A 26,113-nucleotide genomic window follows, 5' to 3' on the forward strand; every position below is an offset into this window, starting at 1 on the left:
AGCTGGAGAAGGCGGCGTCGAAGGCAGCACTCGGCGGGTCGAACGCCAGACGGCGCACGAACTCCAACGCCTCGGGAGCACCCACCAACCGATCCATCCCCGCGTCCTCCCACTCCACCGAGATCGGACCCTCATAACCAATCGTGTTCAACATCCGGAAACACGCCTCCCACGGCACATCCCCATGACCGGTCGACACAAAGTCCCACCCACGACGCGGATCAGCCCACGGCAGATGCGAACCCAACCGACCATTACGACCATTGCCCACCTGACGCTTCGCGTCCTTGCAGTCCACGTGATAGATCCGGTCCCGGAAGTCGTACATGAACCCCACCGGGTCCAGGTCCTGCCACACGAAGTGACTGGGATCCCAGTTCAACCCGAACGCCGGGCGATGCCCGATCGCCTCCAACGTCGCCACCGTCGTCCAGTAGTCATAAGCGATCTCCGAGGGATGCACCTCATGGGCAAACCGCACCCCACACTCATCGAACACATCCAGAATCGGGTTCCACCGATCCGCGAAGTCCCGATACCCCGCCGCCACCATCTCCTCGGTCGCCGGCGGGAACATCGCCACGTACTTCCAGATCGCCGACCCGGTGAACCCCACCACCGTGTCCACTCCCAAACGCTGAGCACTACGCGCGGTCAGCTCCATCTCCTGCGCCGCACGACGACGCACCCCCTCGGGGTCACCATCACCCCACACCCGCTCCCCCACGATCGCCTGATGACGAGCATCGATCGGGTCATCACACACCGCCTGACCCTTCAGATGGTTCGAGATCGCATACAGCTTCAGGCCGTACTTCTCCAACAGGTCCAGCTTCGCCTTCACATAGGCGTCGTCCTCCGCGGCCTGCCACGGATCCAGATGATCACCCCAACACGCCAGCTCCAGACCGTCATACCCCCACCCCGACGCCAACCGAGCCACCTCCTCCAACGGCAGATCGGCCCACTGACCGGTGAACAGGGTGATCGGACGTGACATGACGTGCTCCTCGTTGTGCTGGGTGGTGCGGGTGGGCGGGTACGCCGGCCGGAGGGTCAGCGGACGCCGGACAGATGATCCACGCGAGCCGCAGGTCGGCGTGGGCGAACGTGACAAGAGCCGCTCGGTCCCGGCGCGTCGGTGGACCGACTTCGCAGGATCGAGCGGCTGTCGGTGGGCAGGGACGTCGATGTCGACGTCCCTGCCCACCCACCGGGCCACGGGCCGGGGCACCACGGGGGGTCACAGGAGGCAGACGTGCTGTCAGCCATCGCGTGCTCCCTCGTCGTCGGTGCCCCGAGCCCACGTCCCTCTGGGGTCCGGCGCGCGCTACGCGTGAGGCGCAGCGCGCGCCGGGTGGTGGTGCGGGTCGTGCTGGTGGTGCGTGGTCAGCGCGTGAGCGTGACCGTGGTGTTCTTGCTGGCAGCGCCGTCGAGCTTGACCGACAGCACGGCCGCCACCTTGGTGTTCTTGGCCAGCAGCGTGCGGGCCCGCGAGTTGAGCACCACCTTGAGCGTGGAGCTCTTGCCGCCGGCCATCGACACCTTGACGGAGCCCAGGCTCAGGCCGCCGCGCGTGAGCTTGACGGTGCCGACGCAGCGGACCCCCGCCGGTGCGCAGGTGACCTTGACCCAGCCGGTGGCGCGGGTGCTGTTGGCGTCGACCACGGCCGGACGGATCGTCAGGACCGGCTTGGGCTTGGCCTTGACGACGACCTTGACCGTGCCGGTGCCCGAGGCGACCGCCTCGTCACCCTCGTAGCTCACCCGGAGGGTGCGTGTGCCGACGACGGTCAGGGCGGCCGTCGTGACGGTGACCTTGCCGTTGCTCAGGGTGCCGGTGCCGATGACCTTGGTGTAGCCGTCACGGACGGTGACCTTGCCGGTCGGCGTGGCGCCGGTGGCCTTGACCGTGACGGTGACCTTGGTCTTGCTGCCGACCGTCACCGAGGTGGGCGACGCCGTCGCGGTGACGGTGGACGCCACCGGCTCCGGGTCCGGCGCATCCAGGTTCTTGATGCGCACGTTGCGGAAGAACACGTCGTCACCGTTGCCGTGCGTCTGCAGCCCGATGTAGGACGGCAGGTTCATCCGGTTGGGGTCGGTGTCGGTGAAGTCGTTGACCAGGGCGCCGTTGAGGTAGACGCGGATGCGCTGGCCCTCGACCTTGATCTCGTAGGCGTTCCACTCGCCGTCGGGCTTGAGGGCGGCGTCGCGGGCTACGAGGTCGGCCGACTGGAAGTTGTAGATCGCTCCGGTGGTCTTGGAGTCCACGTCGGTGGAGTCGATCTGGATCTCGTGCCCCTGGTCGATCGGGATCTGCGTGGAGTTCCCCGGCTCGGGGAAGCCCACGAAGATGCCGGAGTTGTCGTCGCCGGGCTTCTTCCAGTCGAGCTTGAGCGAGTAGGCGTAGTCGATCGGGTCGTCGTGCACCATCAGGCCGAAGTCGCCCACGGACTTGATGGAGCAGTCCTTCTGGCCGGCGAAGCGTCCGCCGCCCACGTGGTGCCAGCCCTCAAGGCTCGCCCGGGTGCCGTCGAACAGCGGCTGGTAGCCGGCCTCGGGCTTGACGGGCTCGCAGTCCTCCAGCGGGTCGGGCAGGGCCGGCGGCTCGCCGACGGTGAAGTCGTCGAACGTGGCGACCTCGTCACCGGTGCCGTTGTAGGCCGCCAGGCCGAGCATCGGGTTGGAGATGCCCTCCAGGCCGAAGCTGCTGCCGTCGGGCTGCTCGCCGACGTTGACCCACGTGGTCCCGCCGTCGACGGAGTACTGACCACGCAGCGCCTCGCCGTCGGAGATCAGCTTGAGCCGGACCCCGGTCACGTTGGAGCCGACCGGCAGCTTCTGCGTCGGGCTGTAGCCGAGCGCGCCGCCCGTGATCTTGCCGAGCTCGACGACCCACCCGTTCTGGGGGTGGTTCATCACGACGAGCTTGCCGTAGTTCTGGCCGTTGGCGTAGGCGACGAGACCGGACTGGATGTAGTCGTCGGTGCCGTCGACGGCGACCGTGGTCTCGGCGGTCCAGGTGGTGTCGGCCTGCGGGGTCTTCTGCAGGACGAGGTTCTCGGCGGAGGTGGTGCCACCGCTGAGGTCACCGGGACGCGCGTTGATCTCGAGCTTGCCGTCGGCGACGCGGTAGCCGGCGCGGACCTCGTTGATGACGTTCCAGCGGCACCGGTCGAGCTCGGCGCCGTCGAAGGCGTCGTCGGCCGCGACCGGGTCGCTGCCACAGTCGAGGGACCCGGGCATCCGGACGGCGAGGTTGTCGATGTTGACGTTGCCCTCGTCGCCGGCGGCGTACTTGATGGTGACGGTGTTGTCGCCCAGCTCCAGCGGGAGCGTGACGTCCTTGGTCAGCCAGGTCTTCCAGCTGCCGCCCGGCGGGAACGCGACCCGCTGCACCTGGTCACCGACCTGGACCGTCATGTTCTTGGTCTGGTTGGGCTGCGGGTTGGGTCCGTTGGCGAACCGGATGGTCGCCGGGTGGTCGCCGGCCTCGGCAGCGTGCACCGTCATCGTGGTGCTCGCCCCCTCGTTCCAGGTACCGCCCATGTAGCCGCTGCCGGTGTAGCCGGCGTGCTCGGTGTCGGCCTTGGCGCCGTTGTCGAGCACCCCGTCCTCGGCCTCGTAGACGGTGCCGTCGACCGGTGCCACCTTGAGGAAGTCGAGGTTGACGTTGCCGTCGTCGTCGGCGTCGTAGCGAAGGACGACGGAGTTCTGTCCCTCGACGAGGTCGAGCTTGAAGCGGTAGGTGCCCCAGGTCTTCCAGGTGCCCGTCGAGGGCAGGGTGAGCTCCTGCTCCTCACCGTTGACGACCATCGAGAGGGTCTTGGGTCCCTGGAACGGGTTGGGGCCGTTGGCGTAGCGCAGGGCCACGTCGTACTCGCCGGCCTCGTCGATCACCAGGGTGGAGGTGACGCCCGCGCCGGCGTTGTCGATGCCGGCGACGTAGCCGTCGCCGCTGTAGCCGGCGTGCTCGGTGTCGACCTTGGCCGAGCCCTCGAGCTGCTGGCCCTCGAGCTCGTAGAGCCCCTGGGTCGCCGGCGGAGCCGGCGGCGCGACGTAGCCCGGGAGGGCGTTGAGGGTGTACCAGACCTCGGTGCTGAAGAGGGAGTCACCGTCGGCCGACGCGAACGGGCGCGGGGAGCGCACGTGCACGACGCGATTGGGCTTGAGGCCGTCGATCTCCAGGGTGACCGACGTGCCGTCGGCCGAGGGGGTGGCCGAGGTGACGGTGAGCGTCTCCTCGTTGATCTTCGGGCCGCCGTAGGCCGCGGTGGGGCGGTAGCCCCACTGGTTGACGACGTACTTCTTCGCCAGGTCGGTCAGGGTGGCCGGGGCGACCGGCTCGGTGTAGGTGATCTTGAACTTGCCGTCGACGAGCTCCATCGACTTCATCTCGAACGGCGTGTTGCCCGTCGGGACGAGCTTCTGCAGCCCGTAGGTCAGCTTGCCGGCCTGCTCCCAGTTGCCGCCGCCGCCGATGCCGCCGGTGATGATCGTGCCGTCGTCACCGAGGAGGACCTCGTTGACGCCGGCCTCGAGGCCCTGGGTGCCACGGAAGAGCGCACCCTGGTACTCACCGTCGACCTTCTCGAGGAAGGCGCGCTGCAGGCCGCCGTAGGTGACGTCGCCGATCATCATCTGTCCGGCGAACGGACCCGAGTTGAGCAGCACCGGGGTGCTGGGCGAGTTGGCGATCTCGTTCTGCGGCATCCACAGCACCGGCTGGGTGACCGGCTTGCTCTGGAACACGCCGGCCGGGGTGGTCATGTGGTTGAAGAAGCGGTCCTGCTTGATCTCGACCAGCTTGTTGGCCGGCAGCCACCCACCCTGGTTGTCGGTGACGAAGGTGCCACCGTCGGGGCCGAAGCCGATGCCGTTGGGGGTCCGCAGGCCGCCGGCGACGATGGTCGCCGCGCCGGTGGTGTCGTCGATGGACAGGCTGGTGCCGCGGAACTGCTTGCCGTCGACCAGCGGCGCCTGCTGCGGGTTGGTGGTGGCGCCGCCGTAGTCGATGGACACCGACAGGTTGAGCAGGAACTTGTTGCCCTTGTGGAGCAGGCCGAAGGCGAACTCGTGGAAGTTGCCGCTGGTGGGCACGGTCCACAGCGCCGACTTGGGCTCGTCGAGCAGGCCGTTGCCGTCGGTGTCGACGAACTTGCTGAGCTGGCCCTTCTCGGAGACGTAGTACTCGGGCGTGCCGTTCTCGTCGACGTCGACGACCGCGACACCCTGGGGCTCGCGCAGCTTGCCGACGAGCTCCTTGACGGTCACGCCGGCGGGGCTGGTGGCGGTCTTGACGCCGGTCAGGCGGTAGAGCTTGCCCTCGGAGGTCTGGTTGACCGGGTCACCGGTGCCGCCCCAGGTGGACAGGATGAGGTCGTCGCCGTCCCAGGCCATGCCGGTGACCTTGGGGTTGAAGCCCGCGGGACGCAGGTTGACGACCTGGTAGGCCGGGTTGACGCCGTCGAGCTGGAGGCCGTCGCCAGGCGAGTCCTGGGCGCCCTCGCACTCCTTGTTGCCGGGGGAGGTCACCCGGGCCGAGTCGAGCTTGGGGGTGGACAGGACGGAGTTGGGGACGAGCGTGAAGCTCGAGTCGCCCGGCTTCTTCCAGTTCACGGTGAGCTGCTGGCCGCCGCCGGCCTCGAAGTGCTCCGCGAAGAGTGCGTGGGTGCCGGCGGTCAGCGTGACGCTGCCGGACTTGGGGTTCTCGTTGCCGTGCAGGCCGTCGTGGTCGACGACCACCTTGTCGTCGATCGACAGGCGCGAGCCGTCGTCGCTGACGAGCTGGAACTGGTAGCTGCCGTCCGTCGGCACCGTGATGCTGGCGATCGCCTGGGTGAGGAACTTGTCGGGGAACGTCTGCGCGCCGAAGTCGGCGTCGCTCGACCAGTTGATGGTCGGCTTGATGACGTCGACGTTGGGCGTCTGGGCCGACTTGAGCGTGCAGAGCTTCTGCAGGTTGTAGGCCACCTGGTAGACGCGCATGGTGACGCCGGGCTCGTCGCCGGCGGGTACTGCGGCCGAGGCGGGTGCGGCGCCGACCGCGGCCATGACGCCGAGGCCGAGGGCCCCGGCGAGCCCGCCGGCGAGGAGCGCCCGAGCTCCGCGCCGCGCCGGGCGGTGGTGATGGGTGGGTGACACGTAGTGGTCCTTCCGAAGGTATGACCGCAGTCACACGGGTGATGAGCGATTATGACGGCGGTCACAGGACTTTTGTCTAGTCCTTAGACGAAACTTTCTCGAATCACCCATTCGGGCCCTCCGGATCGGTGCGGGAGCACCAGTTACCCGCTCGTACGGCGGCTCCGCGGCGTGGGTACGGCCGGCACCGGCACCGGCACCGGCGGGGACGCCGCGACGAACGGCCGCCACCAGTTCCACCGCCCGAGCAGGGTCATCGAGGCCGGCAGCAACAGGCCGCGGACCACGGTGACGTCGAGCAGGACGGCGACGGTCATGCCCACCCCGATCTCCTTGACCGCCACCAGCTCGCCCAGCGCGAAGCCCAGGAAGACGATCGCGATGCACAGGGCGGCCGCGGTGACCACCGGGCCGGTGGCGGTGATCCCGGCCAGCACGGCCCGGTCGTTGGCCTCGCGGCTGTCGTCACGCCGCCGGTCCCACTCCTCCTTGATGCGTGCGAGGAGGAAGACCTCGTAGTCCATCGAGAGGCCCAGCACGAAGACGAACAGCAGCAGGGGCGTGGTCAGGTCGATGGCACCCCACGGCTCGAAGCCCAGGAGGTCCGAGCCCCACCCCCACTGGAAGACCGCGACCAGCACCCCGAAGGTGGCCGCCAGCGTCAGCAGGTTGAGCAGGATCGCCTTGATCGGCACCACGACGGACCCGGTGAGCAGCAGCAGCAGGACGAACGTCGCGAGCAGGACCAGGACCAGCGCGAGCGGCAGCCGGTCGACGGTGGAGTCCTTGGCGTCGACCAGCTCGGCGGCGGGCCCGCCCACCCGGCGGGGCAGCCCGTCGAGGGCGCGGACCTCGCGGACCAGCTGCTGCGCCCCGGGCCCGGCCTCGGCACCGCGCGGCACCACGTCGACCAGGGTCACCCCCTGGACGTCGTCGCGGATGAACACCTCGTCGGTGCCGGGAAGCGCCTTGATCTCCCGCAGCAGCGGCCTCATCTCCGCCACGGTCGGGTCGCCGTCGAGGAGGACGGCGAGGGGCTGCACGGCGTCCTCGAAGTCGGCCTGCACCACCTCGGCGGTCCGCCGCTCCTCGCTGCCCGGCGGGAGGGCGGAGGCGTCGGAGTTGGCCAGCTGCAGCTGCAGGGCGGGGACGGCGAGCACCAGCAGCGTGCCGACGCCGGCGAGCACGACGAGCACCGGGCGGCGCTGGGCGAAGCCGGCGAGGACGGCCAGCACACCCGGAGCCCCCACCGGTGGCTTGGCTCCCCTGGCCTTCTGGGCTCCCCTGGGTCCCCTGCCCCCCTTGGCTTCCCTGACTCCCTTGGCCACGCCGGGCTCCTGTCGGGACGCTCGGGGACGGCGGACCCAGGTGCGCTGGTCGCGGCCGGGGACATGGCGGTGGGCGACCGCGATCAGGGCGGGGACCAGGGTGAGCCCGACGACCGTGGCCAGCACCACGACCAGCGCCCCGCCGAGGGCCATCGCGGACAGCAGCGGGTCGGCGAAGGCGTAGAGCCCGACCATGACGGTGGCCACGGCGAGCCCCGAGACGAGCACGGCGCGACCGGCGGACGCGGTCGTCCGGCTCAGCAGCTCCTCGAGGGCGGCGTCCGGTGCGGCGGCGCGCTCCTCGCGGAACCGGAAGACCATGAGCAGGCTGTAGTCGACGGCGAGGCCGATGCCGAGCAGGGTGACGATGTTGACGGCGTACTCGCTGACGGGGACGAGCCCGGCCAGTGCGGTCAGGGCCAGCAGCGTGGTCGCGATGACGGCGAGGGCCGCGGCCAGCGGGAGCGCGGCGGCGCGCAGGCCGCCGAGGATGAGCAGCAGGGCCAGGCACAAGAAGCCCAGGGCGACCAGCTCGCCGCGCACGGTGTCGGCGATGGCCTGCTCGGCGAAGGCCCGCACGGACAGCAGCTCGCCTCCGACGAGCACCTCGGGGACGTCGACCTCGCGCAGCGCCGTGGCCACGTCGTCGGCGACGCCGAGGGCCTCGTCCTCGCTCAGCCCGCGGTCGAGCTCGACGGTGACCAGCGAGCTCTGGCCGTCGCTGCCGATCAGGCCCCCTGCGGTGTAGGCGTCGGTCACCTCGGCGACGCCGTCCATCTCCCGGATCTCGAACATGATCCGGCTGGCCTGGCTGACCAGGTCGGTCGAGAAGAAGTCCCGACCGCCCAGGACGGCCACGACGACCTCCCCCTCGGGGTCGACCTCGTCGAGCCGTTGCTGCACCTGGGTCGACTCCAGCCCCGGGCGGGTCCCGTCGAGCGAGTCGGTCCTGTCGTAGACCGAGCCGCCGAGGACCGCCCCGACCACCGTGACGACGGCCCAGGCCGCGACCACCCAGAAGCGGCGCCGGGCCGTCCAGCCACCCAGTCGGGAAAGCACCTGTCCTCCATCAGTCACGCCGCCGCGGCACGACCACCACTTTTGGCAGGGCGTTGGGCAGAACCTGGCCCCACTCTCACACAAGTCATTCCCCAGCCACGTCCGACGTGCGAGAATGTTCGGATGCCGAAGACCCTCCCCGCCCCCAGCGCGGAGGTCGTCGCCCCGGCGCCGGTGCTCCTGCCGGTGGCCGTGCCGCCGGGCGGAGGCGACCTGCTCCAGCTGATGCTCGACGGGCAGCCCCGCACCCGTGCCGACCTGATCGAGCTCACCGGCCTGGCCCGCTCCACCGTGGCCGGCCGCATCGAGTGCCTCCTCTCGGTGGGCCTCCTGCTCCCCTCGGGCCAGAGCCGCTCCACCGGCGGCCGACCACCGACCCGGTTCGCGTTCAACCCCCGCGCCAAGCTCGTGCTGGCCGCCGACTTCGGCGTCACCCACGGTCGCGCCGCTCTCACCGACCTCACCGCGACCGTGCTCGCCGAGGAGGTCGCCGACCTCGACATCGCCGCCGGACCCGAGCCGACCCTGGGCTGGCTCATCGAGGCCGCCGACCGGCTGCTGGCCCAGGTCGGCCGCAGCCGCGCCGACCTCGCCGGCGTCGGCATCGGCCTGCCGGGCCCCGTCGAGCACCAGACCGGCCGCCCGGCCAAGCCGCCGATCATGCCCGGCTGGGACGGGTTCGGCGTCGCCGAGTGGGTCGGCAACCGCATCGGCGCTCCCGTGCTCGTCGACAACGACGTCAACCTGATGGCCCTGGGCGAGCACTCCGTGGTCTACCCCCACGTCGAGCACCTCGTCTTCGTCAAGGTCGCCACCGGCATCGGCGCCGGCATCATCAGCGGACGCCGCCTGCACCGCGGCGCCCAGGGGTCGGCCGGCGACCTCGGTCACGTGCAGAGCCCCCGCGGCGGCGACGCGCTGTGCAGCTGCGGCAACCACGGCTGCCTCGAGGCCATCGCCAGCGCCCGGGCCATCGCCCTGCAGCTCGACCCCGACCACCTCGGTGTCGCCGACGCGAGCCGGGTCGTCCTGGAGCGGCTGGCACGAGGCGACCGCGACGCCGTGGCCGCCATCCGGCGCGCTGGTCGCGACATCGGCGAGGTCCTCGCCTCGTGCGTGAGCCTGATGAACCCCTCGGTCATCGTCCTGGGCGGCGCCCTGGCCGGTGGCGCACCCAGCCTGCTGGCCGGCGTCCGCGAGGTCATCTACGCCCGGTCCCTCCCGCTGGCCACCGGCGAGCTGAGCGTCGTCCCGGCCCAGACCGGCGAGCACGCCGGCGTCATCGGCGCGGCCACCATGGCCGTGCAGCAGTTCCTGGCGCCGCACTCGATCGACGCCATGCTGGCCACCGCGGTCTAGGCCCTGCCCTAGCCCGACCTCGACCCGCGCCGGGTGCGTCATCCGGGGTGGTGCCCCGGGGCACCGGACCGGATGACGCAACCGCTCTCTCGCGGCCGTGCTGCGCGGACCCCGCACCGCCCGCCGTACGCCGACGGGCGCCGGCCCCCTCGGGTCTCCCCGAGGCGACCGGCGCCCTGTGCCGTGCCGGTGTCGTGCCGGTGCCGTGCCGGCGCCCGCCGCGTCAGCGGACGATGCGGAAGCGCCAGCTCCGGGTGGTCCGGTTGCCGGCCGCGTCGGTGGCCACCAGCCGCACCGTGTGGCGGGCGACGGACAGCGCCCGCGTCGACGTCCAGCTCACCCGACCCTGCGCGTCGTAGCGCACCCCGCTGACCCGCTTGCCGTCGACGTAGAGCGCCAGGCCGGAGGACCGCACGCCCGACGTGGTGTCCTTGACGACCACCCTGACCGTGGGCGTCCGGTCGCGGACGTTGCCGGTCGGGCTTCCTGTCCCGATCCGCGGCGCGGTGGCATCGACGGTCCAGGTGGCCGCGGCCGGGGTGGCGTCGGCACCGCCCGTGGTGACCGCACGGACCCGGAAGGTGTGGCGCCCGTCGCGCAGCCCCCGCAGGGCCCGCGGGGAGGTGCACGGCGTCCAGGAGGCCCAGTCCAGCGAGCACCGGAAGGTGGCCGCGCCGGAGCCCGGACCGCGGGCGACGAACGCGACGTTCGCGTTGCGCGACCTCGTGGTGCCCTGGGGTGCCGAGGTGATCCGGGTGTCGGCCACCGGCTGGGTGGCCTCGGTGACCGTCACCGTCACGGTGGCCGTGTCGCTGTCGGTGCCGTCGGTGACGACGTAGTCGAACGCGTCCTTGCCGGTGTAGCCGGTGTCGGGCGTGTAGGTGACCTTGCCGTCCTCGGTGCGGACCGCCGTGCCGTGGGCCGGGTCGGTGACCGACTCGACGACCAGGTCGGCGCCCTCGTCGGCGTCGGTGTCGTTGGCCAGGACGTCCACCGTGACCGGTGTCGCCTCCCTGGTGGTCGCCTTGTCGTCGACCGCCTCGGGGGCGGCGTTGACCGGGTCGGCACCGTCGACGGTGAACTCGTCGAAGCCGACCTCGTCGCCGCTCTGGAGCACACCCGCGGCGAAGACGCCGAAGCTCGGGGCCACCATCGCGTTGCTGACGGTGCGCGGCAGGTCGACCCAGGTGGTCGCGCCGTCGTAGGAGACGGACCCGGTATAGGTCGAGCCCTCCTTGACCAGCCGGAGCCGGACGTCGGTCAGGTCGGCACCGGCCGGGATGTCCAGCTGGGGCTGGGGATCGGTCCCGACGATCACGTTGGCGACCTCGGAGCGCAGCTCGACCCGGTTGGGGGCGGTACGCCCGTCGTCGGCGATGACCACGACCTTGACGTAGTTGGCGTCGTCGCCGTAGGCCATCAGGCCGGCCTGGCTGTAGCCGCCGTCGAGACCCGTCACGTCGGCCGCCGTCTCGATCGCCCAGTCCGCACCGGCGTGGTCGGCCGACTGCAGGACCAGGTTGGACTTGCCGGTGCCGCCCAGGTAGATCTCACCCGGGGTCGTGGTGAGGAGCAGCCGGCCGTCGGCGACCCGGTACTTGTCCGGGTCCTCGGCCACGATCGCGTTCCACCGGCACGGGTCGAGAGCGGTGCTCTCGAAGGTGTCGTCGGGAGTCGTCAGGTCGCAGGCCTCCGTGACCTTGACCGTCACCGTGGCGGTGTCGGTCGCCTCGCCGTCGGAGACGGTGTAGTCGAAGCTGTCGGTGCCCGTGAAGCCGTCGGCCGGCGTGTAGCGCACCGTGCCGTCGTCGTTGACCTTCGTGGTCCCGTGGGACGGGTCGGTGGCGTCGGTGACGGTGAGGTCGTCACCGTCGGGGTCCGTGTCGCCGACCAGCACCGGCACGTCGACCGGGGTGTCCTGCGGCGTGGTGGCCGCGTCGTCGTCAGCGACCGGCGGCCGGTTCTCGGCGCCGGCCGGGACGACGCGGACGTAGTCGAACGTCGCCGTCCGGTCGGCCTGCTGGACCCCGAGGGCGAACACGCCGAAGTCCATGTCGGCCGTCGGGTTCGTGACGGTGCCGATGGCCTGCCAGTCGCCGCCGTCGAAGGCGACCTCGCCGGCGTAGCTGTCGCCGGTCTTGGTCAGCCGCAGCCGGTAGGACGAGACGTTGGCCGGGGCCGTCACCTCGGGCTGCGGGTTGAGGATCACGGCGCCGGACTCCGAGCGCAGCTCGATCCGGTTGATGCGGCCGGCGTCGACGTCGGCGATCGGGTCGAGCTTGACGTAGTTGTCGTCGTCGCCGTAGATGATCAGCCCTGCTTGGGCGTAGCCCCCGGTGAAGGTCGTGGAGACCCGCGTCTCGATCGAGTAGTCCTCGGACGTGTTGGCGTCGGACTGCAGGATCAGGTTGCGGGTGTCGGGCTCCGAGGCGGAGTCCTGGTAGAGGTCGCCCAGGGTCGCCTGGACGACGAGAGCACCGTTCTCGACGTCGTAGAGCGAGGGGTCCTCGCGCACGATGGCGTTCCAGCGGCAGGTCTCGAGGCCGGCGCCGTCGAACTCGTCGGTCGGGTCGGTCGAACCGCTCGTCCCGTCGGGGTCGAAGCGGATCCAGTCGAAGGTGGCCGTGGGGGTGCCCGTCGCTCCGCCCGACACCGCGGTCGGGCCGATCCTGGGCTCGGCGAGGGTGCTCATCGAGGCGGGGCGGCCGACCGGCGCGAACGTCTCGCCGTCGGTCGAGTACGACGCCCGCAGGTCGGTCCCGTCGGAGGTCAGGCGCACGTAGTACGTCGTCGGGAAGCCGGCCGGGACCCCGCCCAGCTTGTCCTCGGCGTTGTTGCGCGCCGTCCCCTGGGTCTCGTAGATGAACTCGACGTCGCGGTTGCCGCCGGCCGAGATGAGGTGCACCGAGGCCCAGTTCTCGTCGTCGGAGTAGACCCGGAGTCCGGCCTGCTGGTAGTTCTCGGTCACGTCGGCGGTGACCTTGGCGGTCACCTGCCACTCCCCGTCGGGGGCCGGCTGGACGATGATGTCCTCGGCGTTGCCGCCGGGGCCGTAGAGGCTGCCGCTGTTGATCGGCAGCTGGAGGCCGCCGTCGGCGACGCTCCACTCGCCGCTGTCGCGGATGACCGTCCACTTGTCGTCGAGCGAGGTGCCGTCGAACTCGTCGGACTGCAGCACCCCGCAGCTGTCGAGCACGCGCACCTGGACGGTGGAGGAGGCGCTGGCGCCCTGCTCGTCGGTCACGGTCAGCCGGGCGGTGTAGCTGCCGGCCTCGGTGTAGGTGTACTGGGCGTCGAGGGTGGACGCGGTGTCGGCGTCGCCGGGGACGCCGAAGTCCCAGGCGTAGGTGAGGTCGTCACCGTCGTAGTCGGTCGCCGTACCGGTGAAGTCGACCGTGAGCGGGCCCGCGCCCTGGGTGGGCGTGGCCTGGGCGCCCACCTGCGGCTTGGAGTTGACCGACACCCCCTTGCCCACGGCGTCGAAGAAGTTCAGGTTGAACAGCCCCGTTGCCGCCGGGTCGGCGTTGGTGAAGACCAGGAACAGCTCGTGCGAGCCCTCCTGCGCGGACGGCGCGACGTCCATCGAGACGGTCCGCCAGGCCTGCCAGCCCCCGGTCACCGGGACGTCGACCGAGCCGGCCAGCGGACCGGTCGGGCTGTCGAGGTGGGCCTCGATGGTGCCGCCGGCTCCGGCCGACGCGACGCGGAAGCGCAGCTCGGGCACCTGGAACAGGCTGATCGGCTCGAAGGTGAGGTAGTCGCCGGCGTCGATGTTGGACACGTTGCGCGCCCCGCCCTGCGAGTCGGTCGTGGCCTCGGTGGCCACGCCCTGCTGGGTGGTGAAGTGCTCGGCCTGCTTGCGCTTGGGCTGCAGGACGACCTCGTCCTCGCCCGACAGCGCCCGCACGCCGGTGGCGCCCTTGTCGGTGTAGCTGGCATTGATGACGCCGAAGATGTTGGCCGAGGGGTCGTGCCCCTCGTCCTTGACCGTCGGCAGGACGACGTCGCAGCCGGTCGCCGAGCTGAGCGGGTGGCCGTGCGAGTCGTGGCCCAGGACGTAGTCGATCTCGACCTTGCTGCAGTCGATCGCGCCGTCCTCGGGGTCGGTGACCTTGACCTTGACCCGCACCGAGTCGCCGAACTCGAAGAACCCGCCGTCGGGCGGCAGCTCGAGCTCGACCGTGGGCCGGGTGTTGCCGACCGTGACGACCGTGGTGGCGACACCAGTGCGGCCGGTCTCGTCGGTGACGGTGAGCCGGGCGTCGTAGACACCGTTGGCGGTGTAGACGAACGTGGGGTTGGCCTGGGTCGAGTCGACGGTGCCGTCGTTCTGGAAGTCCCAGGCGTAGGAGGCGATCGAGTCGCCCTCGTCGGGGTCGCTGGACCCCGCGCTGGAGAACGTCACGGTGAGCGGGGCGACGCCGGAGTCGGGCGTGGCGCTGGCCGACGCCGACGGCGAGCGGGCGCCCTCGTTGATCGCGTTGATCTTGTAGACCGCGGAGTTCTCGTTGCCGGTGAAGTAGCCGCCGTTGCCGTAGTCGAGGACGTAGAGCGAGCCGTCGGGGCCGAACTCCATGTCCATCGCGGCGTAGAGCGTCGAGGAGTCGAAGAACGGGTCGATGCCCGTGATGTCACCCTCGGCGTCCATGGCGATGTCCTTGATCCAGCCACGGGTCCACTCGCCGGCGAAGAAGTGGTCGTCGAAGTACTTCGGGAACTTCACGTCGGAGTCGAGGTCGGGGTCGAAGTGGTAGACCGGGCCGGCCATCGGGCCCTCGCCGCCGCCGCCGAACTCGTTGGTGGTGGTCCCGTTGTAGGTGACGTTGCCGCCGTCGTACTTGATCCAGGCCGGCTGCGCCGGCGGGAGGTTGGTCAGACCCGTGTTGTGCGGGCTGTTGTTGACCGGCGCCGCACAGCTGAACTTCGGACCCGTGGCGTTGGTCGCGAAGTCCCACTCGTTGTAGGTCTCGGCTGCGGTGTTGGTGCCCGTGCAGTAGGGCCAGCCGAAGTTTCCGGCCTTGCGGATCTGGTTGAACTCCACGATGCCGCCGGGCCCCCGGTTGGGGTTGGCGCCACCGGCGTCGGGGCCGTACTCGCCCAGGTAGACGTAGCCGGTCTCCTTGTCAACGGTCATCCGGAACGGGTTGCGGAAGCCCATCGCGTAGATCTCCGGGCGCGTCTTGTTGCCGGTGTCGGCCGCCTCGGGGAACAGGTTGTCCGACGGGGTCGTGTAGGTCGCCGTGGTCGGGTCGGGCTTGATGCGCACGACCTTGCCGCGCAGGTCGTTGGTGTTGGCGGCGCTGCGCTGGGCGTCGTACGCAGGGTTGCGCGTCAGTCGCTCGTCGAGCGGCGCGTAGCCGTCGGAGGCGAACGGGTTGGAGTCGTCACCGGTGGACAGGTAGAGGTTGCCCTCGCCGTCGAAGTCGATCGCGCCGCCGGCGTGGCAGCAGATGCCGCGGTCGGCCTCGACGCGGAGCAGCTCCTGCTCGGTCGAGGGGACCAGCTCGTCGTCGACCATCTTCATCCGGGACAGGCGGTTGTAGCCCTTCCAGGCCTCGAACTGCTCCGCGGTGCCGTCGTTGGGCGCGTCACCGGCCGGGGTGCTGAGCGGTGGGGCGTAGTAGAGGTAGACCCAGCCGTCCTGCGCGAAGTTGGGGCTGACGGTGAGGCTCTGCAGCCCGTCCTCGTCGTGGGAGTAGATCGGGACGTCGTAGAGCAGGGTCGTGTTGCCGTCGAGGTCGGTCAGGAAGATCCGGCCGTCGCGGGCGTTGTGCAGCACCCGGCCGTCGGGCAGGACCGAGATGCTCATCGGCTCGCCGACCTTGTCGACGCCCTTGGCCAGCGTGACCTGCTCGAACGACGCGTCGCCCGGCGGGACCGTGGTGCACGCGTCGGGGGCCTGGTCGGCGGCGTACTGGATCCCGCCGAGGAGGTGCAGGCGGAAGAGGGGCTCGCTGAACGAGGCGTCGGTGTGGCCGCCTCCGGTGTAGAAGCTGCGGCCGCCGTCGAACTCCTGGTACCAGGCGATGGGGTGGTCGTCGTCGGTGGTGTTGCCGTCCTCCTCGTTGTAGGTCGACTCGTCGACCGTGGCCAGCACGTGGATGTTGGAGTTGGTCCGCGGCGAGTAGTCCGGCACCGTGGCGGGGCCGTTGCCCCCGACGTACGGAAGGGGGCCACCGGCGAAGGTGCCCTCGGTCGGCTGGAAGTTGTACCACTCGTCGGTGCGGCTCATGCTGTCCGGCAGCGCGCACGTGGAGGGGGTCGTCTTGTCCTCGACCTTGACCGTCGCGGTCGGGGTGCCGGCCGGGTGGTTGCGGAAGTAGGCGCCGACCAGCTTGCCGTACCAGGGCCAGGTGTACTCGGTGTCGGAGGCGGCGTGGACGCCGACGTAGCCGCCGCCGGCCTGGATGTAGTCCTCGAAGGCGGCCTGCTGGGTGTCGTTGAGGACGTCGCTGGTCGTGGAGAGCCACACGACCGCCTCGTACTGCTGCAGGTTGGCCAGGGTGAACTTCGTGGCGTCCTCGGTGGCGGTCACCGAGAAGCCGTACTGGGCACCGAGCCGCTCGATCGCGGTGATGCCCGCGGGGATCGAGCCGTGCCGGAACCCGGTCGTCTTGCTGAACACCAGGACGTCGTAGGTCGGCTCGGCCCGCGGTGCGGGGGCGGAGGGCAGCGCAGCCGCACTCTCGACGTACGGCGCCACGTCGGGTCGGGCGGTCGCGGCGGCGGCCGGGTCGGCGGTGAGGACACCGCCGGTGACGGCCAGGGCCGCCAGCGCCGCGACGTACGCCTTGGTGCGCGCCGCGGACGATCGGAACCTGTTCATGCTGTCCTGCCTTCTCGAGAAGGGGTGGTGCCGAGGTGAGAGGGGTCCGGTCAGTGCCGGACCAGGACCGTCCACTGCTTGACGGTGCGGTTGCCGACGGGGTCGACGGCGTCGAGGCGCAGCGTGTGGCGACCGATCGACAGCGACGTCCAGGAGGTCCAGGTCATCAGGTCGGTCCGGGCGTCGTAGCGGATCGCACGGACCACGCCGTCGACCCGCAGGGTCAGGCGGCCCCGGGTCAGCTCGCTGCCGACGTCCCGCACGGTGGCCCGGACGGTGGGCGTCCGGTCGCGGGTCGACGGCTGGTGGCCGACCAGGCTGATCGAGGGGCCGCGGGTGTCGACCCGCCAGGTGCGGACGGCCGGGGTCGCATCCCTGTTGCCCGCGGCGTCGACGGCCCGGACGGAGACCCGGTGGGCGCCGTCGCGCAGGTCGCGCAGGCTGAGCCCCGCCCCGCACGGCTCGTACGCCGCACTGTCGACCCGGCACTCGAAGGTGCTGCCCGGCTCGGTGGAGGACCAGCGCAGCGAGGCGTTGCGGCTCCGGGTGACCGAGGACGGACCGGCCGTGACGCGGGTCTGCGGCGCCTCGGTGTCGGGATCCTCGCCCGGCGTGACGACGACCTGGAAGGTGTCGGTGGCCTCCTGGTCGGTCACCGGGTCGGTGACGGTCACCGAGCCGTCGAAGGTGCCGCCCTCGGCGTAGGTGTGCTGGGGTGCGGCACCGGTGCCGGTCGTGCCGTCACCGAAGGTCCACGCGTAGGCCAGCCCCGTGGGCACCAGGTCGACGCACCCGATCCGCTTGGCCGGGTTGTCGGGGTCGTGGATGACGATGGCGACGGCCTTGGGTCCCGCGCGGCGGGAGCTGTGGACCATCGGCTCGCCGTCGCCCTGGGCGTCGGTGGTGAACGGCAGCCAGATCTCGTTGTCCTGCCCGTAGGGCTGGGTCTCGTCGAACCGGAAGTGGGCGCCGGCGTTGGCGTCGCCACAGGCCTGCTCGTGGACGTGCACCATGTGGGCCGCGTTCGGCTCGAGCCCGGACACCGCGAGCGAGGTCATCGTGTGGTCGGCCCCGCGGACCATCTCGGCCGTCCCGGTCAGGCCCGGGTAGGTGGTCACGCCGTCGGCGAACGGCCGCACCGTGCCGCCGGTCGTCGAGGCGTTGGTGACCGCCGTCGTCAGGTCGACCGGGAGCGGCGCCACGCCCGTCGACGGGGTCGCCGTCACCGCGACGCCGAGCCGGGGCGCGGCCGGGACGCCGGTGGCGACCACGGTGACCGTGTCGGTGCCCTGGTGGCCCTGGGGGTCGGTCACGGTCAGCGTCGCGGTGTAGGTGCCGGGCTGCTCGTAGGTGTATCCCCCACGGGGGCTCGCGGCCTGGTCGAGCTCGGTCGTGGGGTCGCCGAAGTCCCACTCGTAGGTGAGGTCGGCGTCGCCCTGCTCGTCCTCGGCCCGCCCGTAGAACACCACCGAGAGCGGCGCGGGCCCGGTCGTCTTGTCCGCACTGGCGGTCACGACCGGGTCGACGCCCCCGGTGACGGTGATCTGGTAGCTCTGGGAGTAGACGCCGCCGCGGCCGTCGGACACCCGGAGCGACACCGGGTAGCGCCCGGGCGCGGCGTAGGTGTGGTGGCCGTGGGCCGCAGTCGACCTGTCGGAGTCGTCGTCGGCGTACCCGAAGTCCCACTCGTAGGTCAGCGGGTCGCCGTCGGGGTCGGTCGCCCGGGCCTCGAAGTGCGCCGCGAACGGCGCGGGCCCGGTCTTGTTGCCGGTGCTGTCGCCCACGAACGGGTTGGCCGTCGGTGCCCGGTTGGCCCGGACCACGACGGTGCCGCGCATCGTGCCGCCGTGGATGGAGCACCAGTAGTCGTAGGTGCCCGGCTCGGTGAAGGTGTAGCGGATCGGCGCTCCGCCGGGGTCGCGGTAGTCCTGAAGGCGAGGGTCCCAGGCGTCGGAGGAGTCGATCGAGGTCAGGTCGTGCGACATGGTCGCCTGGTCGAACTGCCACTCCACCGTGTCACCGACCGACACGGTGACCGTCGAGGTCCCGGTGTCGGCCGAGACCCAGAGGTTGTTGGTGGCGCTGTCGACCGCGTCGACCACCCAGGTGCGGGCCTGCGCGGGGATCACCGCGGTCGCGACCGTGGCGCCCGCCGAGGCCGTGGGCTGCGCCACCGCCACGACGGCGAGCACGAGCGTGGCCAGGCAGGCCGCGACCAGCCGGAGGGCCGCAGGAGCGGGACGAGGAGCGCGGGGACGGACGTCGCCCGGGATCTCCGAGATGTGCGGCATGCGGTCGGCCACCCCTTCGTGGTCTGACGGTCGACTCGCAGGGTCGACGTGATGTCCGTCACACTAGGGAGAGGGTTTTGCCGACGTCAAGACAAAAGTCATGTGGCTTTGCCCGTTCTTTCCGTGCCTCACGTCGGCGCAGGCACAGAAGGGCAGCACCGCGACCCGTCAGCCACGAGGGATGACGGGTCGCGGGACGGCGGTCCCTCGGACGGGATCCCTCAGACGGGGATGCCCTGCCAGGTCCGGGTGTCACTGCTGGTCTCGACGGCCCCGAGCACGCGCTGGACCTGGAGCCCGTCGGCGAAGGTCGGGGTCGGCTCCACGCCCTGGGCGAGGGCGTTGACCAGGTCGACGGCCTGGTGGGTGAAGGCGTGCTCGTAGCCGAGGCCGTGACCGGGGGGCCACCACGCACCGACGTAGGGGTGGGTGGGCTCGGTGACCAGGATCCGGCGGAACCCGGCGGTCTCGTCGGGCTCGGTGGCGTCGAAGAACTCCAGGACGTTCATGTCCTCGAAGTCGAAGGCCACGCTGCCCTTGGACCCGTTGATCTCGATCCGGATCGCGTTCTTGCGGCCGGTGGCGAACCGGGTGGCCTCGAAGACCCCGACCGCACCGCCGCGGAACCGGGCGAGGAAGACCGCGGCGTCGTCGACCGTGACCCGCCCGAGCTCGGCACCCTCGGCGACGGTGCCGGACAGACCGGCGTGCGCGTCGGCCATGGGCCGCTCCTTGACGAAGGTCTCCAGCTGCCCGGACACCTCGGCGATCGCGTCACCGGTGATGTGCTGGGTCAGGTCGATGATGTGGGCACCGATGTCGCCCAGCGCGCCGGAGCCCGCCTTGTCCTTGTCCAGGCGCCACGACATGGGGGCCTCGGGGTCGGCGATCCAGTCCTGGAGGTACTGGGCGCGCACGTGGCGGATGTCGCCCAGCCGCCCCTCGGCGACCAGCTGCTTGGCCAGGGCCACCGCGGGGACGCGGCGGTAGGTGAACCCGACCATGGCGTGCACCCCCCGACTGGCGGCCTCCTGGGCCGCGCGGGTCATCTCCTCGGCCTCGGCGACCGAGTTGGCCAGCGGCTTCTCGCACAGGACGTGCTTGCCGGCCGCGAGGGCGGCGATGGCGATCTCGGCGTGCGAGTCGCCGGGGGTGCAGATGTCGACGAGGTCGACGTCGTCGCGCTCGATGATGCGGCGCCAGTCCGTCTCGGTGGTCTCCCACCCGAGTCGGTCGGCCGCGGCTCGCACGCGGACGTCGTCGCGCCCGCCGAGCACTCGCATGACCGGGCGCAGGGGCAGGTCGAAGAAGCGGCCGGCGGATCGCCAGGCCTGCGAATGGGCGGCACCCATGAAGGCGTGGCCGATCATGGCGACGTTGAGGTGGCCGGACGTCGGTCCGGTCGACGCACTGCCGGCGTCGGTGGGGGGTGTGGTGGTCATGAGGCGCTCCGGGGCAGATGTGGCAGGTGCCCGCCCCCGGGCCGCGCGATGCGCGGCCCGGGAACGGGCGATGTCACCAAGACAGGTGAGTGTTGCAGGGGTGGGTCAGGACTTGAAGGCCGACGGGAGGTACTTGTCGACGTTCTCGGAGGTCACGACCGGGGCGAAGAGCTGGACCTTGCGGGGGACCTCGACCTCGACCAGGTCGTCGACCGCCTTCTGCTGGACCAGCAGACGGGCCAGCTTGATCGCGTCAGCACCCTGGGTCGAGGGGTAGACGACGGTGGCCTTCAGGACGCTGTCGCCCTTCTTGATGGCCTCCATGACCTGCTGGGAACCCGCGCCACCGATCATGGTGAACTCGTCACGACCGGCCTCCTGGATCGCGGCCATGACACCGACACCCTGGTCGTCGTCGTGGTTCCACAGGTAGTCGATCTTGGGAGCAGCCTGGAGCAGGTTGCTCGCCGCGTCGGTGCCCGACTCGGGGGTGAACGCGGCCTCGACCTGGTTGTTGACCTTCAGACCACAGTCCTTCAGCGCATCAGCGAAGCCCTGGCTACGGTCCTGGGTCAACGGCAGCGAGGCGATGCCCTGGATCTCAGCGACCACTGCGTCCTTCTTGCCGCCGGCCTGCTCGCACACGTACTGACCAGCCGAGATACCCATGCCGTAGTTGTCACCCAGCACGGTCACCCGCGCCGCGTTGGGGTCATCGAACTCGCGGTCCACGTTGATGACCGGGATACCGGCCTCCATCGCCTTCAGCGCGACCGGGGTCATCGCCGCACCATCGAAGGGCAGCAGCACGATCGCATCGACCTTGTCGTTGATGAAGGTCTCGACCTGCGAGATCTGCGCGTCCACGTTGTTGGTGCCCTCGGCGAGCTTGAGCTCGACGTCGTCGTACTGCTTGGCCACCGTCGCAGAGGAGTCGGTGATCGAGGCCATCCAGCCGTGGTCGGCCGCAGGCGCGGAGAACCCGATGACGATCTTGTCACCGGCCGCGTCGTTGGAGCCCTCCTCGGCCGAGGAGTTCCCGCCCTTGAGGTTGGGGTTCTCGTTGTCGTCGGAGGAATCATTGCTCGTACAAGCGCTGAGACCGAGCACGGCGAGCACGGCCAGCGAGGCCGTGACCTTCTTCCGCCCGATGATGAAGTGCTGCAGGGACATGTGGTGCTCCTTGGTGGCGTACTGAGACTGCGGTGGAAGTGGTGGACGTGCCAGTGGTGCTAGGTGGTGCGCTTCCGAGACGCCACCAGCTGCTGGAGCAGTACGGCGGCGACGATGACGGCGCCCTTGAGCAGGTCCTGCTCGGAGGGCGGGCGGTTGTTGAGGACGAAGACGTTGGTGAGGGTCTGGAAGATCAGCACGCCGAGGATCGTGCCGGTGATGGTGCCGCGCCCACCGGCCAGCAGGGTGCCGCCGATGACGACCGCCGCGATGGCGTCGAGCTCGAGCAGGTCACCGTGGCTGGAGGAGCCGGTGGTGGTGCGGGCGATGAAGAGCACGGCGGCCAGGCCGGCGCAGGCGCCGGTCAGCACGTAGAGCATCGTGGTGTGGCGACGCACGTTGATGCCGGCGAGCCGGGCGGCCTCGGGGTTGCCACCGACGGCGAAGGTCCGGCGACCGAAGGTGGTGCGGTTGAGCAGCACCCAGCCCAGGACGGCGACGACGACGAGGATCCAGATTGCCATGTCGATGCCGAGCGGCTTGCGCGCGAAGAAGTCGAACAGACCCGTGAGGTCGGTGGCGCTCTGGTTGCGGTTGTCGGAGATCAGCTCGGCCAGCCCGCGTGCGGCGACCAGCATCGCCAGGGTCGCGATGAACGACACGACCTTGCCGTAGGCGATCAGCACACCGTTGACCAGGCCCGCACAGGCCCCGACCAGGACGGCGACGAGCACGAGGAACGTCCAGTGCGTGTCGGCCGCTATCTCCTGGTTGGCGACCGTGGTGGCCCAGACCGAGGCCAGCGCCACCACCGCTCCGACGGACAGGTCGATGCCGCCGCCGGTGATCACGAAGGTCATCCCGACCGCGACCACGCCGAGGATGACCGAGGAGCGCAGGATGGTGAGGAAGTTGTCGGTCGTCAGGAACCGGTCGTCGGCGGTGACGGTGCCGACGACGACGATGACGAGCAGGACCACGACCAGGCCCATGATCCGGAAGAAGCCGGCGTCGCCCAGGCGGGCCATGGTGCTGCCGCCCTTGGCGCCGGGACCGCTTCCCGGGTCCATCGTCTGGTGCGAGTCGGTGGTGCCGGTGGCGGCCAGTGCGTCGACCGGCTCACCGCCAGCGGCGCCGGAGTGCTTGTCGAGGGCCGAGGCCCCGGTGGGCTCGCTGGGGCCGGCCGGGCGCTCGGTGGTGGAGTCAGTCATGCGGGGGTTCCTTCCATCACCAGGTCGAGGACCCGTGACTCGTCGATGTGGGCAGCAGCGGCTTCGTGCACGACACGTCCTTCACGGACCACCAGCACCCGGTCCGCCAGGCCGAGCACCTCCTCGACCTCGCTGGACACCACGACCACCGCGACGCCCGAGTCGGCGAGGTCGCGCACCAACCGGTAGATCTCGGCGCGGGCGCCGACGTCGACGCCCCGGGTGGGCTCGTCGAGCAGCAGCACGCGGCACCCGCGCAGCAGCCACCGCGCGAGGACGACCTTCTGCTGGTTGCCGCCGGACATGGTGCGGACGTGCTGGACGATGCTCCGCGGACGGACGTCGAGGGAGTCGACCAGCTCGCGGGCCTTGGCCTTCTCGCGACCGCGCTGGATGAAGCCGCCACGCTGGAACGACTTCATCGACGACACGCTGATGTTGGCGAAGACGGGCTGGTCGAGCAGGAGGCCCTGGCTCTTGCGCTCCTCGGGGGCCAGGCCGATGCCCGCGCGGACCGCGGCGTCGACCGCCCCGCGACGCAGCTTCTTGCCGTCGACGGTCACGGTGCCGGTGCTGGCGCGGCGGGCGCCGTAGATGGTCTCGAGGATCTCGGTACGACCGGAGCCGACCAGTCCGGCCAGCCCGACGATCTCGCCGGCCCGCACCGTCAGGTCGACGTTCGAGAACACGCCGGCGAGGGACAGGTCGCGCACCTCGAGGACGGTCTCGCCCTCGGTGGGCCGCTCGGCCTGCTCGGCGCGCTGGGGGAAGACGTACTCGATCGAGCGACCGGTCATCAGCTTGATGAGGTCGGCGGTCGGGGTCGTCTTGGCCGGGAGCCCGGTGGCCACGGTCACGCCGTCCTTCAGGACGGTGATCCGGTCGCCGATCTGGCGGATCTCCTCCAGGCGGTGCGAGATGTAGATGACCGCGACGCCCTGTGCGGCCAGGCCGCGGATGACGCGGAAGAGGTTGTCGACCTCGCCGTGGTCGAGCACCGCCGACGGCTCGTCGAGGATGAGCAGGTCGACCTCGTGGGACAGCGCGCGGGCCATGCTCACGACCTGCTGACCGGCCGGCGACAGCTCGCCGACCAGACGCGTCGGGCTGATCTCGCCGTGCCCGAGCCGGGCCAGGATCTCGCGCACCCGCTTGTTGGTCGCCCCACGGCGGGAGATCCCGCCGGAGGACATCTCGTGGCCGAGGAAGACGTTCTCGGCCACGGTGAGGCCCGGGACCAGGTCGAGCTCCTGGTAGATGGTGGCGATGCCGGCCTTGATGGCGGCCATGGGGTTCGCGAACCGGGTCGGCTCGCCCTTCCACTCGATCGTCCCGTCGTCGGGGACGTAGGACGCCGAGAGGATCTTGATCATCGTCGACTTGCCGGCGCCGTTCTGGCCGAGCAGGCAGTGCACCTCGCCGGGCCGGACGTCGAGGTCGACGCCGCCCAGGGCGCGCACGGAGGAGAACTCCTTGACGATGCCCGTCATCTGGAGCAGCACGTCGGAGCCGGGTTCCCGGGCGGGATCCAGCGGCGCTTCGTCGGTCTTGCCGAGGTCGGGCAAGGTCGTTCCCCTCGTCAGTGGTGTGACTGCGCTCACAAGAAGCGGCGCAAGGTTAAAGTAGAGTGTCTTCTGTCATTTCGGCAAGAGGTTCTGCCTACCAATTGCGCAAATGTCGGCGATCGGTGGGCGACTGACCCGCTGGCGCTCACGGCGGCTGGGTCATCACACGGGCCTCGGCGTACCGGTCTCGCACGTGCGGGGTCGGATCGGCGACGAGCTCGACGGTGCCGGGCAGCGACCAGGTCGGGGCCGCGGAGCCGCCGGACAGCGCCCAGGCGGCCTGGCGGGCGGCGCCGAGAGCGACGTACTCGCCCTCCGGCGGCACCAGCACCGGGCGGCCCAGCACGGCCGGGGCCAGGGCGCGCAAGGCGGGGCTGCGCGTCGCGCCGCCGACCATGAGCACCCGCTCGGGCACGACACCGGTGAAGGCGGCGAGCGCGTCGACCGCGTCGGCCAGGGAGCAGACCATGCCCTCGAACGCCGCGCGCGCGAGGTCCGCGCGCGTGGTGGCCGGGGTGAGGCCCGTCCAGGTGCCGGTGGCGTCGGGCAGGTTGGGGGTGCGCTCTCCCCCGTAGTAGGGCAGCACCGTCACTCCGCCCGCGCCGGGCGCGGCGCTGAGCGCGAGGTCGGCGAGCTCGTCGAGGTCGACACCGAGCCAGCGGGCCTGGAGGGCGAGCACCCCGGCGGCGTTCATCGTGGTCACCATCGGCAGCCAGCCGCGATCGGCGTCGGCGAAGCCGGTGACGACGCCGGTGCCGTCGGCCACGGGCACGCCGCTGACCGCCGAGACCACGCCGGAGGTGCCGATCGAGATCAGGACGTCGGTCCTGGTGAGCTGCAGACCCAGCGCTGCGCCCATGTTGTCGCCCGTGCCGGCACCCAGGACGGCACCCGACGCGGTGTGGCCGGCCGGGACGCCGGACACGGCGACCACCGGACGCTCGAAGTCGTGACCCAGCGCGGCGACCGCGAGGTCCGGCAGCCACGCCCCGACCCCGTCGTCGGCGGTCGAGGAGAAGTAGCCCGTTCCCGACGCGTCTCCGCGGTCGGTGAACGCCGGGGTGCCCGGGGCGGCCAAGTGGCGGGAGACGTAGTCGTGGGGCAGCAGGACGCTGGCCACCTGCGCCGCGCGCTCGGGCTCGTGGTCGCGCAGCCAGCGCAGCTTGGTCGCGGTGAAGGAGGCCACCAGCACGCTGCCGATCCGCTCGGCACACGCCTGGGGTCCGCCCATCTCGGCGACCAGCTCCCGGGCCGCAGCCCCGGAGCGGACGTCGTTCCACAGCAGGGCGTCGCGGACGGGCAGGCCCTCGGCGTCCAGCGCGACCATCCCGTGCTGCTGACCGCCCACCGCGACCGCGGCCGCTCGCTCGAGCAGCCCGGCCGTCACGGTGTCGACCGCCTCGAGCCAGGCTCGCGGGTCGACCTCGGTGCCGGCGGGGTGGGCGGCGGATCGAGCCTCGACCACCGTGCCGTCGTCGGCGTCGACCAGGACGGCCTTGGTCGACTGGGTGGAGGAGTCGATGCCGAGGACCAGCGTCATACGAGGCTCCTGGGTTCGGGGATCACGAGGACGTCAGCCGCGGTCAGCTGGAGAAGGCGGCGTCGAAGGCAGCACTCGGCGGGTCGAACGCCAGACGGCGCACGAACTCCAACGCCTCGGGAGCACCCACCAACCGATCCATCCCCGCGTCCTCCCACTCCACCGAGATCGG

Annotated in this window: 11 protein-coding genes; 1 reads left to right on the forward strand and 10 read right to left on the reverse strand. The window is 70.9% G+C overall.

The features are described 5' to 3' along the window. The 3 genes from FJQ56_RS21825 to FJQ56_RS21835 form a co-directional block, all read right to left on the reverse strand. The coding region (locus FJQ56_RS21825; protein WP_140011782.1) for a sugar phosphate isomerase/epimerase family protein at positions 1 to 1,000 on the reverse strand (1,000 nt) is incomplete at its 3' end. A gap of 389 nt (positions 1,001 to 1,389) precedes the next feature. After that, entirely contained in the window at positions 1,390 to 6,147 is a 4,758-nt protein-coding gene (locus FJQ56_RS21830) for a 3-keto-alpha-glucoside-1,2-lyase-like domain-containing protein (RefSeq protein WP_140011783.1), read from the reverse strand. 143 nt (positions 6,148 to 6,290) lie between these two features. Further along, on the reverse strand, positions 6,291 to 8,534 hold the full coding sequence (locus FJQ56_RS21835; RefSeq protein WP_170215504.1) for an MMPL family transporter: 2,244 nt from the start codon (positions 8,532 to 8,534) through the stop codon (positions 6,291 to 6,293). 123 nt (positions 8,535 to 8,657) lie between these two features. Between FJQ56_RS21835 and FJQ56_RS21840 the strand changes: the two genes are divergently transcribed. After that, entirely contained in the window at positions 8,658 to 9,893 is a 1,236-nt protein-coding gene (locus tag FJQ56_RS21840) for an ROK family protein (RefSeq protein WP_140011785.1), read from the forward strand. A 223-nt stretch (positions 9,894 to 10,116) separates the two neighbouring features. Here the strand turns inward: FJQ56_RS21840 and FJQ56_RS22815 are convergent, their stop codons facing one another. The 7 genes from FJQ56_RS22815 to FJQ56_RS21875 all read right to left on the reverse strand — a co-directional run bounded on the left by FJQ56_RS22815 (position 10,117) and on the right by FJQ56_RS21875 (position 25,941). Continuing rightward, entirely contained in the window at positions 10,117 to 16,719 is a 6,603-nt protein-coding gene (locus FJQ56_RS22815; protein WP_140011786.1) for a ThuA domain-containing protein, read from the reverse strand. Positions 16,720 to 16,769: 50 nt separating this feature from the next. After that, the gene (locus tag FJQ56_RS21850; RefSeq protein ID WP_140011787.1) at positions 16,770 to 19,010 is read right to left on the reverse strand and encodes a PKD domain-containing protein; all 2,241 of its coding nucleotides are present in this window, start codon (positions 19,008 to 19,010) and stop codon (positions 16,770 to 16,772) included. Positions 19,011 to 19,231: 221 nt separating this feature from the next. Further along, the gene (locus FJQ56_RS21855) at positions 19,232 to 20,452 is read right to left on the reverse strand and encodes a Gfo/Idh/MocA family protein (protein WP_211351358.1); all 1,221 of its coding nucleotides are present in this window, start codon (positions 20,450 to 20,452) and stop codon (positions 19,232 to 19,234) included. Positions 20,453 to 20,557: 105 nt separating this feature from the next. Next, positions 20,558 to 21,625, reverse strand: a complete 1,068-nt coding sequence (locus FJQ56_RS21860; RefSeq protein ID WP_140011788.1) for a substrate-binding domain-containing protein — start codon at positions 21,623 to 21,625, stop codon at positions 20,558 to 20,560. Positions 21,626 to 21,684: 59 nt separating this feature from the next. Continuing rightward, complete coding sequence (locus FJQ56_RS21865) at positions 21,685 to 22,836, reverse strand: ABC transporter permease (protein WP_140011789.1); 1,152 nt, start codon at positions 22,834 to 22,836, stop codon at positions 21,685 to 21,687. Then, on the reverse strand, positions 22,833 to 24,401 hold the full coding sequence (locus tag FJQ56_RS21870; protein WP_246084311.1) for a sugar ABC transporter ATP-binding protein: 1,569 nt from the start codon (positions 24,399 to 24,401) through the stop codon (positions 22,833 to 22,835). The genes FJQ56_RS21865 and FJQ56_RS21870 overlap by 4 nt, the downstream gene beginning before the upstream one ends. A 145-nt stretch (positions 24,402 to 24,546) precedes the next feature. Further along, positions 24,547 to 25,941, reverse strand: a complete 1,395-nt coding sequence (locus FJQ56_RS21875; RefSeq protein ID WP_140011790.1) for an FGGY-family carbohydrate kinase — start codon at positions 25,939 to 25,941, stop codon at positions 24,547 to 24,549. Positions 25,942 to 26,113: the final 172 nt, after the last annotated feature.

It is taken from the genome of Nocardioides plantarum, assembly GCF_006346395.1.
In the GTDB taxonomy this organism is placed as follows: domain Bacteria; phylum Actinomycetota; class Actinomycetes; order Propionibacteriales; family Nocardioidaceae; genus Nocardioides; species Nocardioides plantarum.